This window comes from Pantoea sp. SIMBA_079 (assembly GCF_046940275.1).
Taxonomy (GTDB): domain Bacteria; phylum Pseudomonadota; class Gammaproteobacteria; order Enterobacterales; family Enterobacteriaceae; genus Pantoea; species Pantoea borealis.
The window spans coordinates 1-273 of the sequence record NZ_JAWRYR010000290.1; the positions used below are offsets into that span (position 1 = coordinate 1).

Annotated in this window: 1 pseudogene; it reads right to left on the reverse strand. The window is 60.1% G+C overall.

The window, feature by feature from the left end:
* Positions 1–273 (reverse strand): annotated as a pseudogene (locus SB719_RS20070) (histidine kinase); the annotation flags it as partial.

Genomic DNA, 273 nt, shown 5'->3' on the forward strand with positions numbered 1-273 from the left:
CGTCCAGAACCACTTCGGTTTCAACGATGAAAAGTTCCTCGCCATGGAAACCGGGCAAGGTGTAGCTGCGCATGAAGGAACTGTCGAACGGGGCCTGCGAGACCGGCATTTCCGGCACGATGCGACCAAGCAGCGAAGGTGACTGCAGTTTTCCGGACAGATTCGGCGTGACGGGGTCGACAGACCAGTACCAGCCAGAGAGCGGGCTGGAATAGCGCAGTTCTCCCAGTTCAGGCCGCCCCTGCAAGAAGCCTTCGCCCGACGTACTGACGG